Genomic DNA, 21,864 nt, shown 5'->3' with positions numbered 1-21,864 from the left:
GCCTGAGCTGCCATCTCGAGCACGTCCGCAACCACCCGCTCACCACGCGTCGCTACTACCACCAGATGAACTACTAATCCTTTCAAATTGCTGCTGTTGCCTGCAGGCGAGCTGTTCTGAACGTCTCGCCTGCAGGCTTGTTTCTGGGGTTAATCAGAATAGTTGCCCAGTACCTCCTAGTTGCGCTGGTCGCATTTTGGCGTCTATGGACGAGCAAGCATTTGGCATTACGATGCTTGGTCGTCCGCTGTTTACGAGCCTGTTTGTCGGCTTGATCCTTGGCGATGTCCAGCAGGGAGTTATCGTCGGCGCTGCTTTGGAGTCTATGTTCATGGGCGCCATCATGGTTGGCGCGGCGGTTCCTCCCGAGGTCTATGCCTCCGGCGTGCTTGGCTGCGCGTTTGCCGTCATTACGGGTACGGGCACGGCAACTGCCGTCGCGCTCGCCCTTCCCGTCTCCGTCTTCCTTCTCTACTCCGTGATTAACTTTGCAACGCGTATTGTCGCAGCCCATCTGGGATACGACCTGGGAACCAAGTTCCTGCAGCAGTCCGAAGAGAACAACCTTATGTCTCGCATGACGCATGCTGCCGGTGTCCTCGGAATGACCGTTATCGGCGCCATGATTGCGGCGCAGGTCTCACTGTCCACTGCTTTGACCTTTGACGTGGGTGGTTCGGAGATTGTCCTGCAGGATCTGTTCGATTCGATCTTCCCCGGTCTGCTGCCCTTGCTGGCAACCTTTGCCTGCGTCGCCCTCTACAAAAAGGGCGTCAAGACCATTTGGATCATCTTGGGCATCTTTGCGATCTGCATTATCGGAACGGGCTTGGGAGTGTTCGCAGCGGCGTAATGTTGACTGCTATGCTCGCGCGTTGGATAACTAACTGACCGTTTGAAAACGGGGCTCGGCGTAAGGCCGGCCCCGTTTTTTATTTGAGGGATTTTCCGACCGTCCAATAATCCACGCCCATGCACCACTCACGCATCTCTCGTCTCTCATTCGTCACTAATATGAGAGATAACCGAAAGACGAGAGATAAATATGAGAGATAACTGAGCAGCAAAGAGACAAGCAATCATGGTATTGTCTCAATACTGATTGTTCTATCAGCAAAAACATGTTTACATGAAACAGATGGCAGACATCTTATCTTTCATCTCTCAATTATCTCTAATATGAGAGATAGCAGTAAGATGAGAGATAATTACGAGAGATAACTGAGAGACGAAGGAAATCTATTCGTGGCATTCTCCGCCGGGCCGAGCGAAAGGACATGCAGATGAACGAAAACGAGCTGACCGGTCTGCTCGAGTCTTTAAGGCGCATGGGCTCGGACGATCTTAACGTCGAGGTCAAGGAGAGCGCCACGACGCTTTCCCGCGACGTATGGGAAACAGTTAGCGCATTCGCGAATACTGCTGGCGGAATTATCGTGCTCGGCGTGAGCGAGCGCGCGGGCTTTGTCCCGGTTGAGAACTTTGAGACCGAGAAGGTGCTCAACCAATTCGTAGCGGGCATGGGTGATGCCGGCGGTCGCGGAAAACTGGCCAATCCGCCCAAATACACCATTGAACGCGTGGAGCTCCAGGGCACCGTGGTTCTGGTCATCACGATTGAGGAGCTCGACCCGTCGAGCAAGCCTTGTTATGTCATAGAGCGGGGCGCTCAAGGTGGCAGCTACAAACGCATCGATGACAAAGATGTCCCGCTTTCGTCGACCGAGGTTTTGGCACTGTCGTCATATGAACGGACGAGTCCTAGCGATCGCGATGCGGTGCCCGGTACGAGTGTGGGCGATCTCGACGAGTCGATGGTCGACCGCACGATAGAGCGTGCCTATTCGCTGACGCCTCGAGCGATGCGCGGTGCGGCGGACAAGAAGACAAAGATGGAGCGTCTGAATTTCCTCGACTTCCAGGGCAATGTTACCAAGGCCGGCCTCCTTGCCGCGGGCGTTTACCCTCAGCAGTTCTATCCCAAGCTCTTCATTGATGTGGCTGTCCACGTGGGAACTCAAAAGGGAGCTGCGGGGCCACTAAGGTTTATGGACCGCACAGTCTGCGAGGGCACCCTAGGCGAGATGATTTCGGATGCCGTCGCAGCTGTCGCCAAAAACCTGCGCCGCATCTCGACCGTCCAAGGCGTCTCGCGTGTCGACTCGCTGGAGATTCCCGAGGAGGTTCTGCGCGAGGCAATCGCCAACGCCGTAATCCATCGAGAATACGGGGATCGGTTCTGTGGACAATCGATTGCCGTCGACGTCTTTGACGATCGTGTCGAGGTAACGAATCCTGGCGGCCTTTACGGGGGAAAGACTCGCGAGAACTTGTTTGACGACAGCTCCCGATGCCGTAACGCGACGCTCGTGAAACTTATGTCGATTGTCCTGCTTCCGGATGGCGCAGGTTCGCCGGCTGAGGGCAATGGCTCGGGCATCCCGATGATGATCGATGCCATGCGCGCGCATGGTCTGGCCGAGCCCCTGTTCTGCCCGGGGTTCGATCGGTTCAAGGTCGTACTTTACCGTTCAAAGATCGAGCCGGTCGATCATGGCGGGGGCTTAATTGTGACGGCACTCAAACATTACGGCGAGCTGGGGACGCGTGAGCTGGCAGAACGCACGGAGCTTACAATTTCCCAGGTTAGGTCGCGCGTCAACGCGCTCATTGCTCAAGGCGAGCTTGAGCCCACGGCGCCGGCGACGAGCCGCAACCGCAAATATCGACTGTCAGAGCGCGTGGAATAAATGCGTTAGTGGACGAGGCAACCCAATAATTGACCCTCAATTGGCGCCCACTAAGGTAAAGCGGTTGTTGCTCAGTCGACGGTGATGCTAAAGACTCGGCTTACGCCGGCATGGCCCCGAACCCGTCCATCAAGAACAGCCTAAGAACCAGCTTGATGACATTTCCCGGTTTGACTTCAGCCGTGCCAAAGACGTGACGCTCGGCGAGCTCACTGCAGTATGCATAGATGTCACGGATAAGGTCCGCGCCCGAAAGCGTAAACATGTAGCCTACGTCCGAAAGCGCATTGGGCGCGGCGGGCAACTTGGCCATGTGGCAGAACGTTTGCAGGTCGGGCGCCATAACATTCTGGTAGTCGAGGTGGCCGCTGGCATCCTGTGCGGCAAGCTCCAGTTGGCGCACAAAATCCAGCGCCGCCGCTAACACAAAGCTCGGCGTAGGCGCATTGACGTCCTGAGTGGTCGCCACAAGCCTGCCCGCCGCCTGCGTGACAAGCCAAGCGACCTCGCGCTGGCAACGCACGGCTTTGCGCGTAACCGGCTTGATGGACGAAGAAGAAACACTCCCCTTAGGCGGATTCGAAGCAGCCATAAGACCCTCCCATGAACAACCAGGCCCAACAAGCCCCGATGAAACACGTGCTACATCAGTATACAGGGGAGTGGGGTAGCGGGGTACAAGTGCGCCAGTGGCAAACCGAGAGCATCAACAATGTGCCTCCGCTCTATTTGGACGATGGTACGTGGGTCATTAAGTACTCGGTTCAAGCGCCGGGTACCGTTGGTTTTCGAGACCAGAATTACAACCGTAAAATGCTCAACTGCATGGAATGTGGCGTCCCAGTCGGAGTCATATTTGCAACCGAGGTGGGCTATAAGGTGCTCGGCCTTGCGTTTGTTGAGCGGTTCGAGCCCGAAAACGGATGGTTTGTTCTGCACGGTCCTGTTCATAAAGGCGGACCGGACCCTCGTTTTGCGCCCGACATGAGTTATCTGAAGCACATACCCGTCGATATTGAGTTTGCCGGACAGGGTGCGACCGACGACGAAATTTGGCTTTGGCGGTCTTTTACGATCGTGTTGTTTGATCGGATCGCGCGGCGATGCAATTTCGCGCACGCCTGCTGGTGCATGCTCTTCCTGATTTGTATAGCGAGAGGGGAGCGAGCGTGAGCTGGCGAGGCGATATTGCGATGGGGAAGTACGGAAAACTGCCGTGTGCCCTTATAGACAACAAAATGTTTCCGAGCGTAGAAGTTGATTGCGGGTCGTTTGTCGTCTCCTGTCCTTGCTGCGGCTCGCAAATACCGTGCCTCGACATTCGGTTCATCGATGCGCGCGACAGACTTAGCGACGAAGTGAGAAAACGGACAGGCGTTCATATGCCGGTGTATCAGGAGAAATGCCCTGTTTGTGGCCTCGATATCGTGTACGACGCCGGCGACGAGGGATGGGTGATGCGGAGGAGCTGGCTGTGAAGGCATCTCCGTTCCTACAAATAAATCCCCTCACCGAGCTGCTTGTGGAACTCGGCGTGATGGTCGCGTGCCCAAGTAAAGAGTGCCTGGTCAAAGTCGGTGCGCGTGGCCGGGACGCCAAAGACGCCGGCAACTTCGACACGCACAAACTCCAGTGCCGGCAGCTTGTTGGTGGCGGTGAGGGCAAACGGGGACGTGGGTTCTTCGAACAGATAGTGGCTGCCTTGCAGCGCGTCGCAACTGGTGCACGTGTTGCCGAGCGACGGGGCTTTGGAGGCTCGTGCGCCTACGGGTTTGTAGCCACAGCGTTTAGAAAGATAGTCGCGGATCTCGCCCGGGACGCAGCCAAGAGCGGGAACAATGGCGAGCGCGTTGGCATTGGCCGTGTCGATGGTAATGTGCCCGGCTTCGTTGGGCGCGTGCGCAATGGCGATGCCCTTGCCGTCATCGGTTCGATAGGGAATACCGAAGGCCGCGACCGAGGTCTCTTCGTGGCATTTCCAGCACTCGCGCTTGCCCAGTACTAGATATATATACGGCGCTGAGGGGTCGGATCGGTCAACACCGGGCAGCCACTCGGCAAAGGGCTCGGGGTTGACGCCGCTGGGTACATACCAGATCTTCTTGGTCCGGTCCCATTTGGCGCCCAGCGCCTTGGCTTCTTCTTTGTGCGAAAAGGGGACATCGAGCTCGGTGCGCATGGCGGCTCCTTGGTGCTGCAGGTGCGAGCGGCTCAAGGATACCGCAGGGCGCAGACATCGCGGCGTTTTGTTGAGAAGTTGCGGCGCGGACTGCTTGGTTACGCCGTTAGATAAATTGGCAAGTAGATGGTCGGCTTTTGACCAGTTGGGCGGTTGGAGCAGCTTGCGGCGCAGTTTTGTGCCTGGCTATTGTTGATGTTGGGGTATTGAATTTGTTTGGCAGCCATTCGTCAGGTGAATTGATGCTACGTTGCGATGACGGTTGGAACTGCCAGCGGATTTGGCGACATAAAACAAAACAGCCCAGAGGACATAGCCTCTGAGCTGCGAACATTTGGTGGGCGTTAGAAGATTTGAACTTCTGACCTCTTCCGTGTCAGGGAAGCGCTCTCCCCCTGAGCTAAACGCCCGATCAAGGGTGCGCAAGCGCGCAAGGGATAATATAACGGAGCCTGAACTCGGTGGCAAGAACATTTTTAAAAATCGCTTACATTGTGGAATTCGGGGCTTTGTCATATCCATTTCAAAAGAGCCTGCTGCCGCGATTTGGCTGTCGCATAATGCAAGGCCATTGCGGTATCGAGCCATGGAAAGACGCCTGCGGAATTGTCCTACCGATAAGCGGACAAGCCTTCGGCTGGTGCCTTCGCCGTGGTAAGGTAAGCCGAATTGCTTCCAGACTGTTTCGGGGGAGTGGAATGAGCAAAGAGTGTGTCGAGCAGGTCGAAGGCGCAGGGGCTTCGGTGCCGATGACCGATATATCGAACATTGATGTGCCCGAGGGCACCGACGAGCTCAGCCGCAACACCCGTCGCGCATGGCGCGACCGCCTGAACAGCGCTTCGACGCGCAAGATGATCGCGGGCGTCTTGGCTACGCTGGTGGGCGGTTCGTTTTGGGGCTTCTCGGGCACCAGCGCGAGCTTTCTGTTCGATACCTACCACGTCGACACCTTGTGGCTTATGAGCGTGCGTCAGATTCTCGCCGGTCTACTCTTTATGGCCGTGGTTGTTACGCGCGACCGCGAGCGCCTGATTAAGCTCTGGACCACACCCGCCGATCGCAAGCAGCTGCTGCTCTTTACCGCCTTTGGTCTGCTGTTCAACCAGTTTTGCTATCTTTCGGCCGTGCGCCTGACGAACGCCGGAACCGCGACGGTGCTCCAGTGCCTGCAGCTCGTTATCATCATGGGCTACACCTGCGTGACCGATCGCCGCATGCCGCGTACTCGCGAAGTTATCGGCATTGGCCTGGCTCTGGGTGGAACCTTTTTAATCGCCACCGGCGGCGACCCCACCAGCCTGAATATCTCGCCGCTTGGCCTGGCAGCAGGTCTTATGTGTGCGGTCAGCGCCACGTGTATGGCGGTGATTCCCGCCAAGATCCTGCCCGAATACGGCAGCCCCATCGTCACGGGCTCGGCAATGCTCACGGCGGGCGTGGTCTCGTGCGTCTTCGTGCAGCCTTGGGCGCATATGCCGGCACTCGACGCTGCCGGCGTCGAGGCGCTCGCGGTATTCGTGGTTATCGGCTCGTTTTTTGCTTACATGCTCTATATGCAGGGCGTTAAGGACATCGGCTCGGTGCGTGCGAGCCTCATCGGAACTGTGGAGCCGGTTTCGGCGACCATCACCAGCGCCGTTATGCTGGGCACGGTGTTTTTGCCGACCGACCTTATCGGCTTTGCCATGATCATCGTGATGATGTTCCTCACGGTGTAGCTGGCGCCGCCGCCAAGACAGAAAAGGTGTTGTGCTGCATTTTCGCCAATTGATGTCCGTGTCTGGAGTTTAGCTGTCGATGCTCAAAATGCCATAAACTAGTAACGTTATGGACTTTTTCATTGCGACTCAATTGCGAGGATTTCTTTATGGCTGGTAATCACTTTAAGGGCAGCGATAGCGGCCGTCCTGCAGTTCCGCCGCGTCCGAACGGGGCTGGTAAGGCCGGCACGCCGGGCGGCGCTGGACAGGGCGGTTCCGGTAAGCGCGTGTCCCCGGGCGAGACGGCGATGTTTACCGCTCTGTACGAGCAGTCACAAAAGGCAAAAAAGACCGGCCGTGCAAGAGGGAATGTCTTTGCGGGCGGTGCAATCTCCGCGTCGCGGCCGAGTGGGGCTCCTTCGGTACCCGCGAACAACGCAGGTGCTACCAACGCCGCGAATGCCGCCGGCAACGTTAATGCCGGCAAGGCCGCCAACAATACTCCCTCTGCCGGTGGCGCGGGGCTTACGGGTAACCTTGGCACGATTTACACCGGCGCCTCCGAGACTGGCACGTTCGCCCGCCTGGATGATAGCGGTGCCGAGTTTGCGGGCTCGGGTTCCAAGGAAGATTATTACGATTTTGGCTTGAACTATGGCGGCGACGCTTCGTCGAGTTCGACCTCTGACGGTCTGGTCCGTCATCGCCATCGCAAGGGCGAACGCAAAAAGCGTCACACCGGCGCCATTATTGCCGCTGTAGTCGCGGTGCTTCTCGTTGCGCTTGGCGCAAGCGGCTTTATGCTGCTTAACTCGGCAAAGACCGTAAAGAGTGAAGCGAAGGAGGCCGTCGAGATTGTCGGTGGCCTTAAGGACAAGGTCACGTCGGGCGATTTTTCGACGCTGCCTGACGACGCGAAGAAGATTGATGAGCTTTGCGACAGCATGAAGGCAGAGACCTCGAGCCCGCTGTGGACGGCGGCTTCGTTTATCCCGGTGTATGGCAGCGACATCAATGCGGCCCGCACCATGATCGACGCCCTGTCCGATGTCTCGAGCAATGCGCTGGTTCCCATGGCCGATAACCTTTCGCAGGCCACGCCCGGCAAGCTGTTTCAGGACGGCATGATTAACGTGTCCGCGCTGCAGGCGGTCGCCGATTCGCTTTCCAGCAGCTCGAAGGTGTTCAAGAGCGCCAACGAGAAGATCCAGGGCATTGGCGATACTCATATTTCCCAGGTGACCGAGCTGGTCGATAAGGCCAAGGACGGCTTTGCCACCCTCAACGGCGCGGTTGACGCGGCGGAGAAGGTCGCCCCCGTCCTTCCGCAGATGCTCGGCGCCAACGGTCAGACGCGCAACTACCTTGTGTACGCCATGAACAACGTCGAGATTCGTGCCTGCGGCGGCTTTGGCGGTTCGCAGGGCCTGATTTCGGTCACCGACGGCCAGATGTCGATTGGCGAGTTTGTTCCCCGCATTGGACTCAGCGAGGATGAGGCAGTCGAGAGCGTCGACGAAGAGGATGAGGCGCTGTTCGGCAACCACAGTAACCTGTACAACTCGGGCAATACCTATTCGCCTGATTGGCCCCGCAACTCGCAGCGTGTCGCCGCGCTGTGGAAATCTCAATATGGCCAGGACGTTGACGGCGTCGTGGGTATCGACCCGGTGTTCCTGCAGTATCTGCTGGGCCTGGTCGGTAACGTGTCGCTGCCCGACGGAACGGTTGTCGACGGCACCAACGCCGCAAAGGTCCTCATGCACGATGTGTACTGGAACTATCCGGTCGAGGAGTCGGACGGTATCTTTGCGGCTGTTGCCAGCGCCGCCTTCGACAAGATCCTTGGCGGTATCGGCGATGTCGATGTTACGAAGCTTGTCAGCGCCGTTGAGCGCGGTGCCGAAGAGGGCCGCCTGATCGCGTGGATGAAAAACGATGACGAGCAGAACGCTATCAAGGAGATGAACATCGACGCCTCGCTGCCCGATCCGGATGACCCGAGTGAAGATCCCGTTGCTGGTGTCTACTTTAACAACCTGAGCTTCTCCAAGCTCGACTGGTACCTGAATGCCGATACGCAGATTGGCCAGGGCATCAAGAACGGTGACGGCACATGCTCGTATCGCATCACCGTTACCCTGACGAACATCATGACGCAGGAGGAGGCCGGCAAGCTGCCCGACTACGTCGCGGCGAGCGCGCCCGATGCCGCGCGCGACGACGAGCGTCTGAATGTCTCGTTGTTTGCCCCGACGGGCGGCAACATTACTGATCTGACCGTCGAGGGCACCCAGTTTGGTCTTGGCGCCGCTACGTGGCATGGAATCCCCTTCTATTCGGGCACCGTTGACCTGCATGCTGGCGAGACGACGACGATCACATATACGCTGACCACGTCAGCCGAGGCGGGGGACAAGCCGCTTACGCTGCGTCAGACTCCTACATGCCAGGCGGCTCGCGACAGCGCGTCGGCGTAGGGTTTTTCTGGTAGCGCAGATAATCGAGTACCATTTTGGGGCGGACAGGCAATCTGTTTGCCCCTATTTTGTAAGGAGAGCGCATGAAGTACTTTGGCACCGACGGCTTTCGCGGTGAGGCTAACGTTGGGCTGACGGTAGAGCACGCTTATAGGATTGGCCGTTTTGTGGGCTGGTATTACGGCGCCAACCGCGAGCGCAAGGCGCGCGTCATCGTGGGTAAGGACACGCGTCGCTCGAGTTATATGTTCGAGGCGGCGCTGGTGAGCGGCCTGGTCGCGAGCGGTGCGGACGCCTATATGCTGCACGTGATCCCCACGCCGGGCGTAGCGCATCAGACCGTGGAAGGCTGCTTCGATTGCGGCATCATGATCAGCGCGAGCCACAACCCGTTTTGCGATAACGGCATTAAGCTCGTCAACAGCGATGGTTTTAAGATGGACGAGGACGTACTGGAGCTCATCGAGGACTACATCGATGGCAAGAGCGAGGTGCCGCTGGCCACGGGCAACTACATCGGCGCCACGGTGGACTACATGCAGGGCCGCAACCGCTACATTGCCTCGCTCATCGCCAGCGCGAACTTTTCGCTGCAGGGCGTCAAGATCGGCATCGACTGCGCCAACGGCTCGGCTTCCTCGGTGGCCAAGCCGGTGTTTGACGCGCTCGGTGCCGACGTGCGCGTGATCAACGCCGCGCCCGATGGTTTTAACATCAACGTCGACTGCGGCTCCACGCATATGGAGCGCCTGCAGCGCCACGTGGTGGAGCAGGGCCTGGACGTGGGCTTTGCCTACGATGGCGATGCCGACCGCTGCCTTGCCGTGGATGAGCGCGGTCGCGTGGTAGACGGCGACCAGATCCTGTACGTGTGCGGCGTGTATCTGAACAAGCACGGTCGCCTTTCGGGCGGTACCGTGGTTCCGACGATTGCCAGCAACTTTGGCCTGATCAAGTCGTTGGAGCTTGCCGGCCTAAGTGCCGTGACCAGCGGTGTGGGCGACCGTCACGTGTATGCCAAGATGCGCGAGGGCGGTTACAGCCTAGGCGGCGAGCAGACGGGCCATACGATCTTTGGCGATATCGAGCGCACGGGCGACGGCATTATGACCTCGCTGCGCGTGATGGAAGTGATCCGCGCCGAGCGCGAGACGCTCTCGCAGCTCACGGCTCCGTGCAAGCTGCTACCGCAGGCGCAGGTGGCCGTGCGCGTGGCGGACAAGGACGCCGCGCTCGAGAACATGGGCGTGCAGAACGCCATCGCCGAGGCCGAGGCTGCGCTGGCAGGCGAGGGCCGCGTGCTCGTACGCAAGAGCGGAACCGAGTCGGTTATCCGCGTGCTGGCCGAGGCGCCCGACCAAGTATCCGCCGATGCCGCCATGAAGCGCATCGCCAACGCACTCGAGGCTCTGTAGTTACGCGGTTTTACCAAACCGCGTAACTGCTCGACGCTGCAAACGCCCCTAAGCGGCAATCTGACGTTCAATTTCAAGGGCGCGACCAGAAGGTCAGCGCCCTTTCATTTCACGTCACCTTGCTCGCTTGGGGCCGTTTTCGCTGACGTTGCCAAGACATCGGCGTCAACATGGTTGGCGTTGGCGATGGCGTGCTGGTCAATCCTTACAGCTCGTACAGCGTGGTGAACTTGTCCTGCAGGTAGCTGCAGTAGTAGCGGGCATCGAACGCCATGCCGCATGCGCCCTTGATGAGCTCCGGCGCGTCCTTGGCGCGGCCCCACTGCCAAATGTGCTCGCCCAGCCACGCGCGGACGGGTGCCAAGTCGCCGCTCGCACAGGCGCCGTTGAGGTCGACACCGTCGCGGCACATGGCCGGCACAAACATGGCGTCGTAGGCGCTACCCAGTGCATACGTGGGGAAGTAGCCAAACGAGCCGCCGCTCCAGTGCGTATCCTGCAGACAGCCGCGCGTGTCGTCGGGAACGGGAATGCCCAGATACTCGTCCATAAAACGATTCCAAAGCGCGGGGATGTCCTTGGCCGTGGCCTCGCCGGCAAACAGCATGCGCTCGATCTGGTAGCGCACCATAATATGCAGTGGGTAGGTGAGCTCGTCCGCCTCGGTGCGGATCAGCGACGGCTGCGCGATGTTCACGGCGCGGTAGAGCGTATCCTCGTCCACGCTACCGTAGACCTCGGGCGCGTGGCGGCGCAGCACTTCGAGCAGCGGTCCCATAAAGGCGCGGCTGCGGCCCACGGTGTTCTCAAAGAAGCGGCTCTGGCTCTCGTGGATGCCCATGGAGGTGCCGCCCTCCAGGCAGGTGCGCGCGTAGGCGGGGTTCACGCCCAGCTCGTAGGCGGCGTGTCCGGCCTCGTGGATGATGCTGTAGACGTTGGAGATGCAGTCGTCCTCGTAGATGTGCGTCGCGATGCGCGCGTCACCCACGGAAAAGCCCTCGCTAAACGGGTGCTCGGTAAAGGCAAGCGTGGTGTCGTCTAGGTCCAGGCCGACAAGCTTCATAAGGTCGAAGCTCATGACACGCTGGGCGGCCTCTGGCACGCGGGCGTGCAAAAAGTCGGCAGCCGGCTGCTGGCCGCGCTCGCCGATGGCGTGCACGAGCGGCACGACCGTCGCCTTGACCTCATCGCAAAACGCGTCGAAGCTCTTGGCGGAAAGGCCGCGCTCGTACTGGTCGAGCCAAACATCGTATGGGTCGCGCTTGGGGTCCATGAGCTCGGCCTGATGCTTAAGTTGGGCGACGATTCTATCCACATAGGGCTCAAAGCTCGCCCAGTCATTGGCCGTCTTGGCCTTGTGCCACACGGCGTCGGCCTCGCAGGTGAGCCTGGTGCAGGCCTCGGCTTCCTCGGTGGGGATGACGCTTGCCTCGCGCTGGTCGCGGCCGAGTACGCGAATCTCGTCGAGCAGCTGCGGGTCGTCGATCTTGCCACCGGCGACGGTCTCGCGTGCCAGCGAGCGTACGAGCTCAACGGACTTCTCACTGGTCAGCAGCTTGTGATGCTCGCCGGCAAGCGTGCCCATAGCATCGGCGCGCGCCGCAGCGCCGTTGGCGGGAGCAATGGTCGCGCCGTCAAACTCGGCAATCTTGAGCAGGTACTCGCGGGTCCACAGCTTGCCCTCGAGCTTGCGGAATTTTTTGACGGCCTTATCGACCTTCATGCCTTTGGGCGTCTTATCCGCTGCGGGCTTGGCCATCTTATCCTTGTTCTTTCCCATACCATATCCTTGATCTCGCAGGTCGCCCGTCGCACGCGGCGGCGCGGCCAGTTTGCACAGCTACCTGCCTTGTACCCAGCACGAACAAAACGGAACGCGGCGATACGCCCACACAATGTGGTATCCTGTAGCCCAATGCGTTGACGGAGAGGGTTTTGCCCGCCGCGTCGCCGGCAAGAGAGGGAAGGTCATGGGCTGCAAGCCTTCCTGCGGTGACAAGGGCCAAGCGTTCACTCCCGAGCAGCGACCTCAACGGGCACGCGGCCAGCGGCGGCGATGTCCCCAGTAGGGAAGCCGTGAGCCTCGCGATAAGGGGCGCAGAGTGGGCACGGCGGGCCAGACATCCGCCGCGTCAAACAAGGTGGTACCGCGGAATTCAACCGTCCTTGGGCAATGTACATGCCCGAGGGCGGTTTTTTGTTACCGAACCGGGCCGCGTTTTCACAACGCCAGGCGGCGGCAGTCGTCCCGGCGAGCGGGGAGCGCGAGAGACGAAAGGGAAGACATGAGTCTGATTGATGATCTGGTCAAACTCGAGGAAGAGGCCAAGGAGCTCGTCGCAGGCGCCGACGACGCCGCCAAGCTCGAGGCTGCGCGCGTTGAGCTGCTCGGTCGCAAGGGCCGCATCACCGGCCTGATGCGCATGATGGGCAAGCTCGCCCCCGAGGATCGCCCCGTCATGGGCAAGCGCGCCAACGAGATGCGCCAGCTGATTGAGGGCATGCTCGACGAGCGCAACACCGAGATGAAGGCCGCCGCCCTCAAGCGCGCACTGGAGCACGACGCCGTCGACATCACGCTGCCGGGCATCCGTCCGCAGATCGGCCACCAACACCTGATCAAGCAGATTATCGAGGAGGCCGAGGACATCTTCTGCGGCATCGGCTACACCGTCGAGTCCGGCCCCATGGTCGACACCTCCTACTACAACTTCACCGCGCTCAACGCCCCCATGGATCACCCGAGCCGCTCGGCCCGCGATACCTTCTACGTGGTCGACAACAACCCCGGCAGCGTCGCGCACCCCGAGGCCCACGCCCATGGCGAGTCCGACGTGCTCCTGCGCACCCAGACCTCGGGCGTGCAGATCCACACCATGGAGTCGCAAAAGCCGCCCATCTACATGATCTGCCCGGGCACCGTTTACCGTCCCGATACAGCCGACGCTTGCCACCTGCCGCAGTTCAACCAGATCGAGGGCCTGGTCGTCGACGAGGGCATCACCTTTGGCGATCTTAAGGGCACGCTCGACTACTTTGTTAAGTGCATGTTTGGCGAGGATCGCAAGACGCGTTACCGCCCGCACTTCTTCCCCTTCACCGAGCCCAGCTGCGAGGTGGACGTGAGCTGCCACGTCTGCGGCGGCAAGGGCTGCAACTTCTGCAAGCACAGCGGCTGGATCGAGATCCTGGGCTGCGGCATGGTCGACCCCAACGTTCTTATCAACTGTGGCATCGACCCCGAGAAGTATACCGGCTTCGCCTTTGGCATTGGCGCCGAGCGCGTCGCGGCCCTGCGCTACGACCTGCCGGACCTCAGAACGCTCATGACAGGCGATATGCGTTTCTTGAATCAGTTCTAGGCTGCGGCTTGCCCAAGCACGGCACCTCGGCGCTCATTCGTCGCTTGCGTACCAAAGTACGCGGCACTCCTCTTTCGGGCCGATCTGCCGCACTTGGACAACCCTCGCTTTGTAAGGAATGTTCACAAAGTTGAAGTTTCCACCTGCATCTCTTCGCAGGCTTTCAGTATGAAAGGAGAGCTAGATGCGTGTTTCTTACGACTGGCTCAAGACCATGATCGATATTCCGGAGGATCCCAAGACTCTTTCGGACGAATATATCCGTACCGGCACCGAGGTCGAGGCGATTGACACCGTGGGAGAATCCTTCGACCACGTGGTGACCTCCAAGGTGCTCACCAAGACCCCGCACCCCGATAGCGACCATATGTATGTGTGCTCGGTCGACGTGGGTGACAAGAACCTCGACGCTGACGGCAATCCCGCTCCGCTGCAGATCGTCTGCGGCGCGCAGAACTTCGAGGCCGGCGACCACATCGTCACGGCCATGATCGGCGCAGTTCTGCCCGGCGACGTCAAGATCAAGAAGAGCAAGCTTCGCGGCGTCGTGTCCATGGGCATGAACTGCTCCGCACGCGAGCTCGGCCTGGGCGGCGACCACTCCGGCATCATGATCCTGCCCGAGGATACGCCCTGCGGCATGCCGTTTGCCGAGTATGTGGGCTCGAGCGACACCGTGCTCGACTGCGAGATCACGCCCAACCGTCCCGATTGCCTGTCCATGATCGGCATGGCCCGCGAGACCGGCGCCATCTTCGACCGCGATTTCCACGTTGAGCTGCCCGCCATCAAGGCGGAGACCGGCCGCGCGACCGACGACGAGCTTTCCGTCGAGATCGCCGACGAGGGCCTGTGCGACCGCTACGTCGCCCGCATCGTGCGTAACGTGAAGGTCGGCCCGTCGCCCGACTGGATGGTCAAGCGCCTCAACGCCCTGGGCGTGCGCCCGCACAACAACATCGTCGACATCACCAACTACGTGATGATGCTCACCGGTCAGCCGCTGCATGCCTTTGACCTGTCTACCTTTGCCGAGCGCGACGGCCACCGCCGCGTGGTGGTTCGCGCCGCCCAGCAGGACGAGAAGTTTACGACGCTCGATGGCGAGGAGCGCGTGCTCGACGCCGGCATGGGCCTCATCACCGACGGCGAGCGCCCCGTGGCGCTGGCCGGCGTTATGGGCGGCATGGATTCCGAGATCGAGGACGACACCGTCGACGTGATGGTCGAGAGCGCCTGCTTTAACGCCGGCCGCACCTCGCACACCAGCCGCGATCTGTCGCTGATCTCCGACGCCTCCATTCGCTTTGAGCGCCAGGTCGACGAGACCGGCTGCGTGGATGTCGCCAACGTTACCTGCGCGCTCATCGAGGAGATCGCCGGCGGCGAGGTTGCTCCCGGCTATGTCGACGTTTTCCCCGCGCCCAAGACCATCGACAGCATCAAGCTGCGCCTGGCCCGCGTGCACGCCATCTGCGGTGCCGACATCGAGCCCGACTTTATCGAGCGTTCGCTCACCCGCCTGGGCTGCACCGTCGAGCGTGACGGCGAGGACTTTATGGTCACTCCGCCGAGCTTCCGCCCCGACCTGCCGCGCGAGATCGATCTGATCGAGGAGGTCCTGCGCCTGTGGGGCATGGGCCGCGTGACGGCGACCATCCCGGCTGCCAAGAACCACATCGGCGGCCTGACCCGCGAGCAGAAGCTCACCCGTAAGGTCGGTGAGATCCTGCGCGCCTGCGGCCTCAACGAGACCACGACTTTTGGCTTTGCCGCCCCGGGCGACCTGGAGAAGATCGGTATGTCCACCGAGGGCCGCGGTTGCCCCGTGGTGCTCATGAACCCGCTGGTGGCCGAGCAGACCGAGATGCGTCGTTCGCTGCTGCCGGGCCTGCTGCAGTCCGTGGCCTACAACGAGGCGCACGGTACGCCCAACGTGCACCTGTACGAGGTCGGCAGCCTGTTCCACGGTCGCGAGAACGCCAGCCTGCCCAAGGAGACCAAGTCCGTGGCGGGTGTGCTCTCGGGCCAGTGGAGCGAGCAGTCCTGGAACATGAAGTACCGTAAGCTGCGCTTCTTCTTTGGCAAGGGCATTGTCGAGGAGCTGCTCGCCCAGCTGCGCATCGAGAAGGTTCGCTTCCGTCCCGTCGAGGGCGAGGGCTACGCTTTCTTGCAGCCGGGTCGTGCGGCCGAGGTTCTGTCCGGCGGAACCGTGCTGGGCTGGGTCGGCGAGATTCACCCCGAGGCGCGCGAAGCGATGGGCATCGATGAGGTCGTCGTTGCCTTTGAGCTCGACTTGGACAAGCTGATCAAGGGCGCCCGCAACCAGGAGAACTATCGCGAGTTCTCGCAGTACCCGGCCGTTGAGCACGACCTTGCCATTGTGGTCGACAATGCCGTGACCTGTGAGGATCTTGAGCGCCGCATTACGAGCGCCGGCGGTAAGTTGCTCGAGGGCGTGCGCCTGTTCGACGTCTACCGCGATCCCATCCGCATCGGAGCGGGCAAAAAGTCCATGGCCTTTGCGCTTACGTATCGCTCCGACGACCACACGCTCACCAGCGAAGAGGTCGAGAAAGCGCACCAGAAGATTGTCACCAAGGTATGCAAAGGCGTAAACGGCGAGGTCCGCGGCTAGGGCTTGCGATGGGTATAGGTCAGCGGTGGCTGCTGCCGATCCTGCGTGACTGCTATGCTCGGTATAACGCATCGCTGAGCCTGCATATATGACATGCGCATTACATAACGGCGTGCTGCTTTTGTGGCGGCGCGCCGTTTTGCTATCATAGCCTGCGGCGTGTTACGAATCATCTAGCTCGTAACACTGATGAAATGGTTCAAGCGGCGCTGCAATCCCATGTGCCGGCAACCGGGAGGCGTATATGCACATTCCAGATAACTACCTGTCCCCGCAGACCGATGCCGTTATGGCGGTGGCGATGGTGCCCGTATGGGTTCACTGCATCAAGAAAGTGCGCGCCACGCTCGATCGCGAGCATATGGCCTTTCTGGGTATTTGCGCTGCGTTCTCCTTTTTGCTCATGATGTTCAACGTGCCGCTGCCCGGCGGCACCACTGGTCACGCCGTCGGCGGCGCACTCATCGCGCTGCTGCTGGGCCCCGAGGCCGCGGCTATCGCTGTCTCGGTCGCGCTGGCGCTGCAGGCGCTGCTGTTTGGCGACGGCGGCGTTCTGTCGTTTGGCGCCAACTGCTTTAACATGGCCTTTGTGCTGCCGTTTGTCGCTGCTATCGTGTTCCGTGCGCTCAACAGCCGTCTGCACGACAAGAGCTGGGGCACCTCGGTTTCTGCCATCGTGAGCGGTTGGGTCGGCCTGTGCCTGGCGGCCCTGTGCGCGGCAATCGAGTTTGGTATTCAGCCGATGCTCTTCACCAACGCTTCGGGCGCCCCTCTGTACTGCCCCTTCCCGCTGTCCGTGGCTATTCCGGCCATGTTGATCCCGCATATGCTGGTTGCCGGCGTGATCGAGGGCGTGGCGACGGCCGCCATCTACGGCTTCATTAAGAAGACGGCGCCGAGCATTATCGTCGGCCCCGAAGCCGCCGATGGCCAGCTTGCCGCCGATGGTACCGCCAAGAAGACTTCCCTGATTCCCACGCTCATTCTGGTCGCCGTGCTTGTCGTGGCTACGCCGCTCGGCTTGCTCGCCACCGGTGACGCCTGGGGTGAGTGGGACGCCGAGGGCGCCGCGACCGCCGTTCAGGAGGCTGGCGACGACAGCCTGCAGGCTTCGGTCGGCCTCGATACCCCGACCTTTGCCGACGCTCTACCTACGGGTGATTACCTGCAGGCCTATTCCGAGGAGCAGGGCCTTGGCTTTGCCGGCCAGGCTGCGATGTATATTCTTTCGGGCGTGATTGGCGTGGCGGTGCTCACCATCACATTCCGCCTGGTCTCGCTGACGGTCAAGGAAAGCGGTGCTCATGGCAATAGCCGAGCTGCCTAGTTGGCTTGCGGCCGAGGAGCGTTACGAGCCCGCGGGGGCTCGGCATCGTGTGATGCAAAAGAATGTCCTGCACCTGGCGAGCCTGCTTGAGCGGGTTCGCCTGGGTGGAGGCGCGCACGAGGGCGGGTCGATGGTCGACCGCGCCCTTTCTTGCGTTTCGGCTCCGGTGCGCCTGGTGGGGATGTTCGTTTGCGTCCTGTGCGTGTGTCTGACGCAGAGCCCGCTGTACCTCATGTTGATGGCGGCCATCGCGCTGGTGCTCGTTGCCGTGCGCCCCGTACGCGGGCTGCGTGCGACCTTTGTACCGGCGCTCGGCGCCACGGGGCTTGCGGTGGTTCTGGCACTGCCTGCCCTGCTGCTGGGCGCTTCTGCCGCGGGCGCCATGCTCAAGATCGCGCTCAAGACGTTCATTAACGTGTCGTTCGTGCTGGGCGTTTCGTGGACGCTCACCTGGAGCCGCATGTCGGCGGCGCTCAAGACGCTACAGCTGCCCGACGAGGTCATCTTTACGTTTGATATGGCGCTCAAGCACATCGAGGTGCTGGGACGCACGGCGCACGATCTGACCGAATCGGTCATGCTGCGCAGTGTGGGTCGTGCGCCTGCGGGTTTTTCGCGTACCGATTCGATCGCGGGTATCATGGGCATGACGTTTATCAAGGCGATGGAATGTAGCCACGCGATGGACGAGGCTATGCTTTGCCGCGGCTTTGCCGGTGCGTATCCGGCGCCCGCGCGCGCCGGGTTTGGCTGGCGCGATGCGGTCTATGCGGCCGGCGTGGCACTGCTGGCAGTGTTGTGCGCCGTGCTGTAGGCGCTGCTGGTTCTTGCTGGGGATGCAAATAGGGAAGGGCGACGTTTTGACGATCGATATGAATAGTGCGGCGGGCACGAACGGTGCGGGCGGCGAGGCCGCGCCGCTCATCGAGCTGCGCAACGTGGTGTTCTCATATACGGGGCATACGGTGGTCGACGGCGTTTCGCTGCAGGTCGATCGTGGTGAACTCGTTGCCCTGCTTGGTCCTAACGGTTGTGGCAAGACGACGATCATGCGCCTTATTAACGGCCTTGAGCTTACGGACGCGGGTGCGTACCTGTTCGATGGGCGCGTGGTCGATGCGGCATATCTCAAGGATTCCGCAGCCGCTCAGCGTTTTCATCAGCGCGTGGGCTTTGTGTTCCAGAATGCCGACGCCCAGCTGTTCTGTGCCACGGTGGGCGAGGAAGTTGCTTTTGGTCCCGCGCAGATGGGGCTGCCGACAGACGAGCTCGAGCGCCGCGTCCGCGATGCCATGGAGCTGTTCCAGGTTGCCGATCTGGTCGATGCCTCGCCCTATCAGCTTTCGGGCGGGCAAAAGAAGCGCGTTGCGCTGGCGGCGGTCGTATCGATGAACCCCGATATCCTAGTGCTCGATGAGCCCACCAACGGGCTCGATGAGGACTCGTGCGACATCGTAGTCAACTTTTTGCTGGCCTACGTTGCTGCCGGTAAGACGGTTTTGATGAGTACGCATCATCAGGATTTGGTGCGGCGCCTGGGTGCCCGCGCCATCTATATCGATCGATATCACCATGTGGTCGAGGCGCCGGTGTCGTCGTATGGAACCGAGAGCGGTGCTGCGGAATAGTTGCTGCGTAGAGCGTGCGTAGCCGCCCGCGCGGCTTTGCCGTGATGGTATAGTTATCCAGGTTTTTATGGGGGTGGCTATGCCAAGCTGGAACATTCATATCGCTCAGACGGAGCGTTTGCTGGAGCGCACCGGTGCGCTAGCCAATAGCGTGCGCGACCGCAATGCCTTTTTGTTTGGCTGCGTGGTTCCGGACATTTTTGTGGGCTATATGGTTCCCGGCATTGCCGATCCCATCCCGTACCGCATTACGCACTTTGCCAAGCCCGAGCCTATCCCTAAGCCTCGTGAGCATGAGTTCTGGGATACCTATGTGGCACCGTTGCTTAAAAGTTTGCCCACCGGTGCTCCGGCCGCGGCGACCTCGATTATCGAGGAACGCGAGCGACTGAATCGCGTGCACTATCCCCAGCGCTACAGGGATGCCGAGCCGGTTGTCGGTCCCGGCGCCTGTGAGTTCTCGCTTGCGTCCGAAGATGTGGCGCAGTCGTTGCTCGATTTAACGCTGGGCGTCTGGTCACATCTGGTGGCCGATACCGTATGGAATACGCGCGTGAATCAGTACCTGGAGGCGCACGGCGGCAAGCCGTGCGAGGAATTCCGCATTAAAAAGCAAGGTGACTTTGACTGGTTTGGTAAGACGCTCGGCATTGTTTCCATCCCGCGTGCGACCGATCGTCTGTATACTGCGGCGACGCGTTTTGGGCAGTATCCCATCCATAAGGAGTATGTGCTCAAGACCATCGGCGTTATGCACGAGATTGTGCGCGAAAACCCCGGTGAGCCCGATCATCCGCCATACCGCCTGCTAACTGAGGAGTTTTTCGATGCAACGTTTAACGAGGTCATCGAGCTGACCGAGGTGGGCTTTGCGACTCGCGTTGCTGCTTCTGACGTTCCCACAGTCCCCCTGATCGCTAGCTGCTAGCTGGCCGGCTTGACGGCGAACAGCTCATCCCAATCGACCAATAGCTCCCGCCGCAGGGCATCTTCGGTGGTGCGTTCCTGATCGGTCTTTGGGATGTAGGGGAGCCCTGCCTTTTTATGGATGAGTTCGGCGATGTTGTTAAAGCTCTTCGTGTCTTTGATTTGCTCATAGGTTATCTGGATAACGTCATAGCCCATGCTTGTGAGGGCGGTGGTGCGCTCGGCATCGGAGAGACTTGCGGCTTCGCCATCGTGGGCGGAGCGGCCTTGGCATTCCAAGATGACGCCCATGCTGTCGGTGTTGCTCTCGATGAGGATATCGGCGTAGCAGCAGGTTTTGTCATACAGTGAGCGCGCGGCGTCGCTGAGTGGGATGCGCACGTTGTTTGCGATGTTGATACCCATGCCGCCCTCGTTGCGGGGGAGCGAGACAAGTATGGAGGTCTGTACTTCGAAGGGCGAGGCGGTCTGCCCCGTCATGTGCTCGGCCGCCCAGCGCAGTTGTTTAACGCCGCGCAGGCCTGCAGCCTGCTTGGCGAACGCGGCGATATCCGCCGCGCTGAGGAGCGGCGGGCGCTTCCACAAATTGGTGTCATTGCCCTTGGTGTCGACAACACGCTCCCAACCGCAGTTGGGTGGAATGAGCTTAAGCGAAATGGCTTCATCGAGTTGTTGTTGCGTTCGCTCGCAGGGCGTAAACACTGCAAAGGAGCCGCACATCTCGTAGCAAGCCATGAGTAACTGGTTGCGTGAGACCTGCGTAGCAAGGCTGAGCAGCGTAAACTCGGGCGACGTGACATCAAATCCATGTTCAGTTTGCCTAAACGACCCGGGAGGCGGCTCTTGGGTCAGGAGGTGCGATTTAAACAGGCTTCGCGACCCGGATTGTGCTCGAGTGAATACAAGCCTGTGAAGCGGTGCATGAAGCAGGTCTTTTACAACTGCATGACTTCCGAGGCCGCAACATCTGCGATCCATATTGCCAAGGCTAATGGCGGGGTAAAGCCCTAATACCTGCGGCGGGATACGGTGATAGTAAAAAGCGGATTGACCGCATAGCGTCAGGTCCATGATATCCTCCTGGTCGAAATGTGCTTTTGGACCGTGCGATGCCAGCGTCAATTCGGAAGTATGCGGCAAAATCTGAACCCTGTGAGCAGACCTGGCTTTTGAGGCCAGTTTATCAGGCATTTTGTTGCGAAAAAACGGGGTGTGCTCGGAGGTCTCAGAATTTGCCGCATACTTCCGAAAACGCGGTCGATCTAGCTCTTGCTAAAACGATTTAGCAGCGTCGGGTAAGGTGTGGTTTCGCCATCGGGCGAACACTTTTAGCGCTTGGGACTTTATTTTTGGGCCTCGAAAGGTGGATTTCGCGCTTTTGGTAAAGAAATGGGTGCGTGTTTTGCCGTGTGCCGGCATTGACACAGAAAAAGGGCCCGGAAGGCGAAGCCTTCC

16 protein-coding genes and 1 tRNA gene are annotated in these 21,864 nt (G+C 60.2%); 12 read left to right on the top strand and 5 right to left on the bottom strand.

Annotated features, from left to right (window positions below; translation table 11 throughout):
- The first annotated feature begins 205 nt into the window (after nt 1–205).
- Both PMX72_RS04280 and PMX72_RS04275 read left to right on the top strand, forming a co-directional pair.
- Nucleotides 206–853 (top strand): PTS system mannose/fructose/sorbose family transporter subunit IID, encoded by a 648-nt coding sequence (locus tag PMX72_RS04280; RefSeq protein WP_271728830.1) that lies wholly within the window; start codon nt 206–208, stop codon nt 851–853.
- Nucleotides 854–1,283: 430 nt separating this feature from the next.
- Nucleotides 1,284–2,750, top strand: coding sequence for an ATP-binding protein (locus PMX72_RS04275; protein ID WP_271728829.1), 1,467 nt, complete (start codon nt 1,284–1,286; stop codon nt 2,748–2,750).
- 100 nt (nt 2,751–2,850) lie between these two features.
- Here PMX72_RS04275 and PMX72_RS04270 read toward each other — a convergent pair whose 3' ends face one another.
- Nucleotides 2,851–3,342 (bottom strand): hypothetical protein, encoded by a 492-nt coding sequence (locus tag PMX72_RS04270; RefSeq protein ID WP_225094183.1) that lies wholly within the window; start codon nt 3,340–3,342, stop codon nt 2,851–2,853.
- An 11-nt stretch (nt 3,343–3,353) separates the two neighbouring features.
- Here PMX72_RS04270 and PMX72_RS04265 point away from each other — a divergent pair, with 11 nt between their 5' ends.
- Entirely contained in the window at nt 3,354–3,923 is a 570-nt protein-coding gene (locus PMX72_RS04265; protein WP_271728828.1) for a hypothetical protein, read from the top strand.
- A gap of 319 nt (nt 3,924–4,242) precedes the next feature.
- On the opposite strand, the gene PMX72_RS04260 is transcribed toward PMX72_RS04265, so the two are convergent.
- Nucleotides 4,243–4,929 (bottom strand): DUF5710 domain-containing protein, encoded by a 687-nt coding sequence (locus PMX72_RS04260; RefSeq protein WP_271728827.1) that lies wholly within the window; start codon nt 4,927–4,929, stop codon nt 4,243–4,245.
- Nucleotides 4,930–5,264: 335 nt separating this feature from the next.
- Nucleotides 5,265–5,339 (bottom strand) — tRNA-Val (locus tag PMX72_RS04255).
- Nucleotides 5,340–5,627: 288 nt separating this feature from the next.
- On the opposite strand from PMX72_RS04255, the gene PMX72_RS04250 reads away from it, so the two are divergent.
- The 3 genes from PMX72_RS04250 (at nt 5,628) to glmM (ending at nt 10,527) form a co-directional block, all read left to right on the top strand.
- Nucleotides 5,628–6,650: a DMT family transporter gene (locus PMX72_RS04250; protein WP_271728826.1), complete on the top strand. Its 1,023-nt coding sequence runs from the start codon at nt 5,628–5,630 to the stop codon at nt 6,648–6,650.
- A gap of 149 nt (nt 6,651–6,799) precedes the next feature.
- Nucleotides 6,800–9,112 carry a DUF4012 domain-containing protein gene (locus tag PMX72_RS04245; protein WP_271728822.1) on the top strand — a complete coding sequence of 771 codons (2,313 nt, stop codon included), beginning with the start codon at nt 6,800–6,802 and terminating at the stop codon, nt 9,110–9,112.
- A gap of 83 nt (nt 9,113–9,195) precedes the next feature.
- A complete protein-coding gene (gene glmM / locus PMX72_RS04240) occupies nt 9,196–10,527 on the top strand; it encodes a phosphoglucosamine mutase (protein WP_271728820.1) in 1,332 nt (443 codons plus the stop codon).
- A gap of 205 nt (nt 10,528–10,732) precedes the next feature.
- Here the strand turns inward: glmM and PMX72_RS04235 are convergent, their stop codons facing one another.
- Nucleotides 10,733–12,307 carry a carboxypeptidase M32 gene (locus PMX72_RS04235; RefSeq protein WP_271728818.1) on the bottom strand — a complete coding sequence of 525 codons (1,575 nt, stop codon included), beginning with the start codon at nt 12,305–12,307 and terminating at the stop codon, nt 10,733–10,735.
- A 505-nt stretch (nt 12,308–12,812) separates the two neighbouring features.
- Here PMX72_RS04235 and pheS point away from each other — a divergent pair.
- From pheS to PMX72_RS04205, 6 genes are all read left to right on the top strand, one after another.
- The gene (gene pheS, locus PMX72_RS04230; protein WP_055250566.1) at nt 12,813–13,889 is read left to right on the top strand and encodes a phenylalanine--tRNA ligase subunit alpha; all 1,077 of its coding nucleotides are present in this window, start codon (nt 12,813–12,815) and stop codon (nt 13,887–13,889) included.
- Nucleotides 13,890–14,073: 184 nt separating this feature from the next.
- Nucleotides 14,074–16,527: a phenylalanine--tRNA ligase subunit beta gene (gene pheT / locus PMX72_RS04225; protein ID WP_271728816.1), complete on the top strand. Its 2,454-nt coding sequence runs from the start codon at nt 14,074–14,076 to the stop codon at nt 16,525–16,527.
- Between the two features lie 244 nt (nt 16,528–16,771).
- Entirely contained in the window at nt 16,772–17,854 is a 1,083-nt protein-coding gene (gene cbiM, locus PMX72_RS04220) for a cobalt transporter CbiM (RefSeq protein WP_117563716.1), read from the top strand.
- Nucleotides 17,832–18,668, top strand: coding sequence for an energy-coupling factor transporter transmembrane component T family protein (locus PMX72_RS04215; protein ID WP_271728815.1), 837 nt, complete (start codon nt 17,832–17,834; stop codon nt 18,666–18,668). Before cbiM ends, PMX72_RS04215 begins: the two co-directional genes overlap by 23 nt.
- A gap of 46 nt (nt 18,669–18,714) precedes the next feature.
- Entirely contained in the window at nt 18,715–19,482 is a 768-nt protein-coding gene (locus PMX72_RS04210; protein WP_233539880.1) for an energy-coupling factor ABC transporter ATP-binding protein, read from the top strand.
- 79 nt (nt 19,483–19,561) lie between these two features.
- Complete coding sequence (locus tag PMX72_RS04205; protein WP_271728814.1) at nt 19,562–20,410, top strand: hypothetical protein; 849 nt, start codon at nt 19,562–19,564, stop codon at nt 20,408–20,410.
- Here the strand turns inward: PMX72_RS04205 and PMX72_RS04200 are convergent.
- Nucleotides 20,407–21,480 carry a PDDEXK family nuclease gene (locus tag PMX72_RS04200; RefSeq protein ID WP_271746172.1) on the bottom strand — a complete coding sequence of 358 codons (1,074 nt, stop codon included), beginning with the start codon at nt 21,478–21,480 and terminating at the stop codon, nt 20,407–20,409. The genes PMX72_RS04205 and PMX72_RS04200 overlap by 4 nt on opposite strands.
- Nucleotides 21,481–21,864 lie beyond the last annotated feature (384 nt).

The sequence above is a fragment of the Collinsella aerofaciens genome (assembly GCF_028207065.1).
Lineage (GTDB): Bacteria > Actinomycetota > Coriobacteriia > Coriobacteriales > Coriobacteriaceae > Collinsella > Collinsella aerofaciens_AR.
The sequence above is the reverse complement of the archived record's forward strand: the minus strand, read 5'-3'. Positions and strand labels throughout refer to the sequence as shown.

Coding starts and splice junctions, on each gene's coding strand:
- PMX72_RS04280 (WP_271728830.1), top strand. CDS start 206: ATGGACGAGCAAGCATTTGGCATTACGATGCTTGGTCGTCCGCTGTTT.
- PMX72_RS04275 (WP_271728829.1), top strand. CDS start 1,284: ATGAACGAAAACGAGCTGACCGGTCTGCTCGAGTCTTTAAGGCGCATG.
- PMX72_RS04270 (WP_225094183.1), bottom strand. CDS start 3,342: ATGGCTGCTTCGAATCCGCCTAAGGGGAGTGTTTCTTCTTCGTCCATC.
- PMX72_RS04265 (WP_271728828.1), top strand. CDS start 3,354: ATGAACAACCAGGCCCAACAAGCCCCGATGAAACACGTGCTACATCAG.
- PMX72_RS04260 (WP_271728827.1), bottom strand. CDS start 4,929: ATGCGCACCGAGCTCGATGTCCCCTTTTCGCACAAAGAAGAAGCCAAG.
- PMX72_RS04250 (WP_271728826.1), top strand. CDS start 5,628: ATGAGCAAAGAGTGTGTCGAGCAGGTCGAAGGCGCAGGGGCTTCGGTG.
- PMX72_RS04245 (WP_271728822.1), top strand. CDS start 6,800: ATGGCTGGTAATCACTTTAAGGGCAGCGATAGCGGCCGTCCTGCAGTT.
- glmM (WP_271728820.1), top strand. CDS start 9,196: ATGAAGTACTTTGGCACCGACGGCTTTCGCGGTGAGGCTAACGTTGGG.
- PMX72_RS04235 (WP_271728818.1), bottom strand. CDS start 12,307: ATGGGAAAGAACAAGGATAAGATGGCCAAGCCCGCAGCGGATAAGACG.
- pheS (WP_055250566.1), top strand. CDS start 12,813: ATGAGTCTGATTGATGATCTGGTCAAACTCGAGGAAGAGGCCAAGGAG.
- pheT (WP_271728816.1), top strand. CDS start 14,074: ATGCGTGTTTCTTACGACTGGCTCAAGACCATGATCGATATTCCGGAG.
- cbiM (WP_117563716.1), top strand. CDS start 16,772: ATGCACATTCCAGATAACTACCTGTCCCCGCAGACCGATGCCGTTATG.
- PMX72_RS04215 (WP_271728815.1), top strand. CDS start 17,832: ATGGCAATAGCCGAGCTGCCTAGTTGGCTTGCGGCCGAGGAGCGTTAC.
- PMX72_RS04205 (WP_271728814.1), top strand. CDS start 19,562: ATGCCAAGCTGGAACATTCATATCGCTCAGACGGAGCGTTTGCTGGAG.
- PMX72_RS04200 (WP_271746172.1), bottom strand. CDS start 21,480: ATGGACCTGACGCTATGCGGTCAATCCGCTTTTTACTATCACCGTATC.